A 6,088-nucleotide genomic window follows, 5' to 3' on the forward strand; every position below is an offset into this window, starting at 1 on the left:
ATATCAAGCGAGTTGTCCTCAGGTATGAAAAACTGTGCAAATTACTGAAATAGAATCTGTTGTGCCGTTTCTTGTTCCTGTTATATCAGTAACGATATGGGAACTGAAGTCTTTCGCAGCTTTTATCGGACCTCCTTTTTCAGCTTATGCAGTATTATGAGTTAAACACCTAACCACTTAATAGACTGCATTTTTGCTGTATTATCATCAACCTTGCTTTTTCTTTCTGCGTTTACTATAACTAAATTGGGGCAATGTTTGCAAGGTAAATCAATAGAGGTATCTCTCCCTTCAAAAAGAAGTTCAACTAATGCCTTGAACCCCTCGCTTTCTGTCCATTGAGTCAAAGACCCATCTTTGACGTTTCCAAGACTTCTCCACTTATTAACACTACATCCAAGGATATCCCCATTCCAATTAATTTGTGGACTTGAGAAGCAATGATAGCATGGAGCTTTATATTCGTGATTATGCTTCAGACGATATTCATCACGGTCTGCTACTCCAAGACCACTTTCTCGTCTTACAAATTCCTTGTCTTTTACAGGTGAGAATTGGGAATAATTAAGTTTGGGATTAAAAGCCATGTTGTACTTCAAGCACAACTCTTTAACCTTTGGTAAATCCTGTTCGTTATGGCCGAATATCACGAATTGCCATGATAACTTAGGGTACTCTGAGTTATATCGTTCTTTATAATTGTTCAGTCGCTCGATATTTTGAAGTACATTACAGAGATTACCACCCACGCGATAAATTGAATATGTCTCTTGTGTTGCTCCATCAATAGAAATATTTAGATACTCAACTCTATATTTGACCAGTGCTTCCAATGCTTCTTCCGAAACATTGTTGAAATTAGTACCGTTTCCGCAATATAAAGTAACTCCTTTTCTGAAAGCATACTCTAAAATTTTGACAATATCCTTGTTCAGAAATATTTCTCCCCAATTGGACATTTCTATTCTTTTAATCTCCGGATTAGTGTCAATAAAATTTGAAAAATCCTCAAAAGAAAGTTGACCTTTTCCCACAATCCCTGCATGAGTGATTCCTTTGGACGTTGAACACTCAACACAATGTAATTGACAGATTGTGGATAAATCTATCGACGCTTCTGTTATCTTAGGTAATTTAATCATTTTGTCTAAAATATTGAATTGTTTTACATAAACCGTCTTTCAGACTAACTGTGGGTTTCCAACTTATGACTCTTTCCGCTTTAAGTATTGAAGGCTTGCGCTTCCTGGGATCGTCTTCTAATCCGCTTAAATGTACAACAGGAACGTCACTATGTGTCAATGTTTTAATTATTCCTGCCAATTCATTAATGGTGTGCTCTTCATACGGATTCCCAATATTGATAGGAGTATCGAAACGGACGTCAGATTTAATCAACTGCTTTACAGCTTTTATTAAATCATCAATGAACATAAAGCTTCTAGTCTGATCACCACTCCCATATATCTCTATGGATTCTGACTTAAGAGCCTTATTAATAAACTCCGGTATAGCCCGACCATCAGCAGAATTCATCTTCGGACCATAAGTGTTGAATATACGTATAATCCGAACATCCATCTTGTGTGTGCGAATATAGTCCATACAAAGAGTCTCAGCGGCTCTTTTACCTTCATCATAACATGCTCTAGGGCCGGTACAACTTACGTTACCATTGTAGGTCTCTTCTAAGATGTCTACATTAGGATCTCCATAAATTTCACTTGTAGATGCTTGAATTAACATGGCATTTTGAGTAAGAGCATAATCCAAGAGATTTTTGGTTCCCAAAACGGATGTCATTAAGGTGTCTACTGGCTGTTTATAGTAAGCCTTTGGAGAGGCAATGCAAGCAAGATTAATGATGACATCAATTGCGATAGATATAATTCCTCCTAAATCACAGGTTCTAACATCTTCATTAACAAACGTATATGTACCGTACTCTAAGTCTCTAATATTTGCAAGGCTCCCAGTACTCAGGTTATCAAGGATTACAACTTTGTGTCCATCTTTAATTAATGATGCACAAAGATTAGAACCGATAAAACCGGCTCCGCCAGCGACTAATATGTTCATACAGTGTTGCATTTTATATTAAATCTTTTAATTCAAGAGTACTTATGGTTCCTCTAATATTAAATTTGTCAAATATCGAATGATTGACAAGCTTAATTACAATGTCGTATCTCTGGATAAGTTCCGATTGATCTTTAATAAACAGGGATTCTATTTCCGGTGAAAGAAGAGATGTATCAATTATCGGGTCAAAGGCCATTATCGTAACCCCTTGGTCATGTAGTCTTTTAATTATTTCAATCGACTTTGAATTCCGGATATCGCTTATATTGGCTTTGTATGACGCTCCGAGTATAAGAATGGAACAATCTTTGTCGCCAATTAAATCGGAGATCTTTTTTATCACGATAAAAGTCTCATTCTCATTGATGCATCTTGCTGTTGACACCAACGGCAAATCTAATGATTTGGATTTAGCCCTTTCTATTAAATAATATGGGTCAATACCAATACAATGCCCACCAACTAAGCCGGGGTAAATAGATGCGAAATTCCATTTTGTTGAAGCACATCGAGTGACCTCGAATGAATCAATTCTCTCTTTTCCACAATAAAGGGAAAATTCATTGGCCAAGGCAATGAGGGTATCGCGTTGAACATTTTCATACATCTTAGCCGCCTCAGCCACTTTAATGCTTGAAGCTCGACAGAGCGGAGCCGATATAATCGACGAATAGAGTTTTTCAATCTTATTCAATACTTCTGAGGATGAGCCAGAAATAATCTTAGGTGTTATTGAAAGATGATGTATCTCCTCTCCGACATTAATTCTTTCAGGAGAATATCCAACCCCAAAATCTATGTTAAGCGTTAAACCAGAATACTCTTCAAGGATAGGAATACATATTTCATCAGTTGCACCAGGGAAAACAGTCGATTCAAATATAACCAAATCTCCTTTTTTAAGATTGCTTCCAACAACGAAACATGCGCTTTTTAATGGGAACAAGTCCGGCTCGTGCGACGACGTGACGCCTGTTGGAACACATATTACAAAAACATTACAATCTCTGATAGCGTTACTATTAGAAACAATAATGCTGTTCCTAATAGCTGCATTTATATTTTCCTCTTTCTCGCACCTCTTAGCATCAATACCACGAGAAAGCAGAGTTGTTCTCTCATTATCTGAATCAAACCCTACGCAATGATAGTGTTTTGAAAATAGGCAAAACAATGGCAACCCAACATAACCAAGACCTAATACAGCAATCTTGGGAGTAAAAAATTGTTGTATATCTTCGTTTTTATTCTTATTCATGATACTTTTTTTATCTCATATACTTGAAATTAAGAATGACAAACACGCTATAAACTAAAGATGCAAGAAGTATACGATCTGTAATGAATTGCATTCATCAATCTTATCGTATACATTTATAGAATCCGAGCCGTTAATGTCATTTCCATTGTTGTATGGAAGTTCCACCGTTGATGAGTCGGCGAGGATCTATTTTCAAGACAGAAGCTATCTTGATAACCATCTCAAGTGATGGTTGCGCCGTGTTAGAGCACCATCGAGAAACAGTTGCTTCATTTTTTCCTAGTTGCTGTGCCAACCATTTACCAGTACGATTCTTTTCGGCTAAAACCACTTTTAATCGATTAATCATCTTATTATCAGTAACTACCTCCGATTTCATAGATTAATTTATTGATGTAATGTGCAAATTTACAACAAAATCCACAATCTTCATTCATTCCAGAGAATGTTTTCACAGATAGACGACATTCGAAAGTTGAATGATTACTTTACTTCCCATTGAGGCATCATAAATATGTAACACAAAACTTACAATGAGTTTTTAAGTTTCGCAAGTAAATTTTAGCCCACCAGATCAGAATCACCTACTTGTCGAAGACCAATTTCACTGCTTTGATTTGTTTGTCGTTTGATATTACCTATTCAGTCAGATCCATGGTATCATAGTTATATGAGCTATATAATCAACAATTAGAATTGGATTGATAATACTTCCCTTGTATTTGCAGGTGATATGCAGATGTTCCTCGGTGCAGCGTCCCGTATTGCCTGTAATCCCAACAACATCACCAGACAAAACAGCCTGCCCTTGTGATACAGAGATTTGAAACAGGTGGTAATAGCTGACGGTGAAGCTGCTGTGTTGTAACGTGACATACTTTCCGGAGACTTTGTCCTATCCTACCTTTCGCATTCTACAGTAAATCCTCAGTTAGGTTTGTATTTTCTGTTTGATTGGGTAAGGATAAAGTTGAAATGGGTTAATATGAAGTATATCGGATTGCGATAATAATATCTATAGTGCTAAAAAGTCGCCACTCTCTTTGCCCATTCAATGATTTTGGCTACTTTTGCGGTTGAGTTATTTGACAGTAAAACATAGCAAAACGCTGAAAATCGCACGGTTTCTTAGTCGTTACCGCTACTTTTCAAATAGCTTGCTAAAAGTTTATTCCTCAAATGGTTAAGTCAAATCATTGAAAATCTAAAATAAAAAAACAAAATATGCCTATACTGGAACGGAAAATCATTCATGACCGGACTACATTATGCAGCCGCATATTATCCCCCCGGTTCGTGTTGCCCCGGCATAAGCATGCCGAATATGAAATCATGCTGTTCACAGGTGGAAGTGGAAAGCAGTTTGTGGGAGAAGGGGTTTGTGACTATAAGGAAGGCGACATAGCCATGATAGGGAGCAACGTACCGCACCTGCATTTGTGCAATGCCAAATTGAACCCGACGATGGGACTCGAAGCGAGTGCCGGAGTGGCATTACAGTTTCATCCGACCATTTTTCCCATGTCCATGGAAAAACTGCCGGATTATTTACCCATTTACGGGCTGTTGCAGAAAAGCCAGTACGGAATACGTTTTTACGACAAAAATTTATATGAAGAGTTATTGCAACGGTTCCAGGAGTTGGAAAGGGTGGAGCACACGGCCCGGTTGATACATTTTTTTCAAATTTTAGAACGGTTATGCCAGTGTAAGAAAACAAACATTCTTTCAAATGTTGCTTATAACAGTTCGAATCTTCTGCCGGAAGTCAATGAGCCTGTCAATCGGGTGTATGCCTATCTTTTCAACCATTTCAAAGAAAAAATCACATTGAAAGAAATAGCAGACTATGTGAAACAGAATCCCTCAGCTCTTTGCAGATATTTCAAACAACGTACTGATAAGAATATCTTCCAATGCCTCGCTGAAATACGGATTGAACATGCCTGTAAATTATTGGCTTATTCCAATCTGACTATAGCACAAGTGGCTTATGAATCAGGCTATAATTATGTACCTCATTTTATTATGCAATTTGAAAAAATAGTCAAGCGAACACCAAGCGAATATAAATCGCAAATTGACAGCTTGTAAAAAATGTGTACCCATATATCTTACCGAATTTGTGGTACAAAATAGAATACTAAATCACAAACGATATCTATCGATACAATATTGGGATACACAAACAATAGGTGTGACTTCGGAGCATATCCTTGTAGACGGCTGGCGGCGTTTTCGCCGTTAAACCGTCCTGTTTTCGTTAAACGAAAACACAACTTGCTGTCCGCAGGAGCGGACCTCGTTTCTCCAATAATTATTGTGTATCAGACCATTGTGTGGCTATTTTCCTGTGGTTTGTGGGGCTTTTCCATCAGATATTTGCCGGCTGTTCTCCCCATTAAAGGATAGATATATCTCCATGACCATGTGACTTACGCCCATAATTCGGGGATAAGGAGGCAAATATACGGAAAATCTGCCCTTTACATGCCCTATTGTCCATTAATGGATTGCTACTTCTACACTTCTGCAAATGGAGAATGGGCATGTAGCCGTGTACGACTTATGTTTTTTCTTCATTGTCTCCATTAACGGATTGCTACTTCTACACTTCTGCAAATGGAGAATGACATGTAACCGTATACGCCTTATTGTTTTTTCATCGTCTCCATTAACGGATTGCTACTTCTACACTTCTGCAAATGGAGAATAACAGGTAGCCGTATACGCCTTATTGTTTTT

The 6,088-nt window shown here is 37.7% G+C and carries 5 protein-coding genes and 1 pseudogene; 1 reads left to right on the plus strand and 5 read right to left on the minus strand.

Features of this window, described 5'->3' with window-relative positions; genetic code table 11:
• Positions 1-161: 161 nt before the first annotated feature.
• From KTG12_RS20795 to KTG12_RS20815, 5 genes and pseudogenes are all read right to left on the minus strand, one after another.
• On the minus strand, positions 162-1,142 hold the full coding sequence (locus tag KTG12_RS20795) for a radical SAM protein (RefSeq protein ID WP_155144187.1): 981 nt from the start codon (positions 1,140-1,142) through the stop codon (positions 162-164).
• On the minus strand, positions 1,135-2,079 hold the full coding sequence (locus tag KTG12_RS20800) for an NAD-dependent epimerase/dehydratase family protein (protein ID WP_204902159.1): 945 nt from the start codon (positions 2,077-2,079) through the stop codon (positions 1,135-1,137). Before KTG12_RS20800 ends, KTG12_RS20795 begins: the two co-directional genes overlap by 8 nt.
• Before the next feature lie 13 nt (positions 2,080-2,092).
• Complete coding sequence (locus tag KTG12_RS20805) at positions 2,093-3,340, minus strand: nucleotide sugar dehydrogenase (RefSeq protein WP_117945664.1); 1,248 nt, start codon at positions 3,338-3,340, stop codon at positions 2,093-2,095.
• Between the two features lie 139 nt (positions 3,341-3,479).
• Positions 3,480-3,722, minus strand: coding sequence for a helix-turn-helix transcriptional regulator (locus tag KTG12_RS20810; protein WP_117945663.1), 243 nt, complete (start codon positions 3,720-3,722; stop codon positions 3,480-3,482).
• A gap of 267 nt (positions 3,723-3,989) precedes the next feature.
• Positions 3,990-4,217 (minus strand): annotated as a pseudogene (locus tag KTG12_RS20815) (M23 family metallopeptidase); the annotation flags it as partial.
• 350 nt (positions 4,218-4,567) lie between these two features.
• Here KTG12_RS20815 and KTG12_RS20820 point away from each other — a divergent pair.
• Positions 4,568-5,437: an AraC family transcriptional regulator gene (locus KTG12_RS20820; RefSeq protein ID WP_122115789.1), complete on the plus strand. Its 870-nt coding sequence runs from the start codon at positions 4,568-4,570 to the stop codon at positions 5,435-5,437.
• Positions 5,438-6,088 lie beyond the last annotated feature (651 nt).

The sequence above is a fragment of the Parabacteroides sp. MSK.9.14 genome (genome assembly GCF_019041495.1).
Taxonomy (GTDB): domain Bacteria; phylum Bacteroidota; class Bacteroidia; order Bacteroidales; family Tannerellaceae; genus Parabacteroides; species Parabacteroides merdae.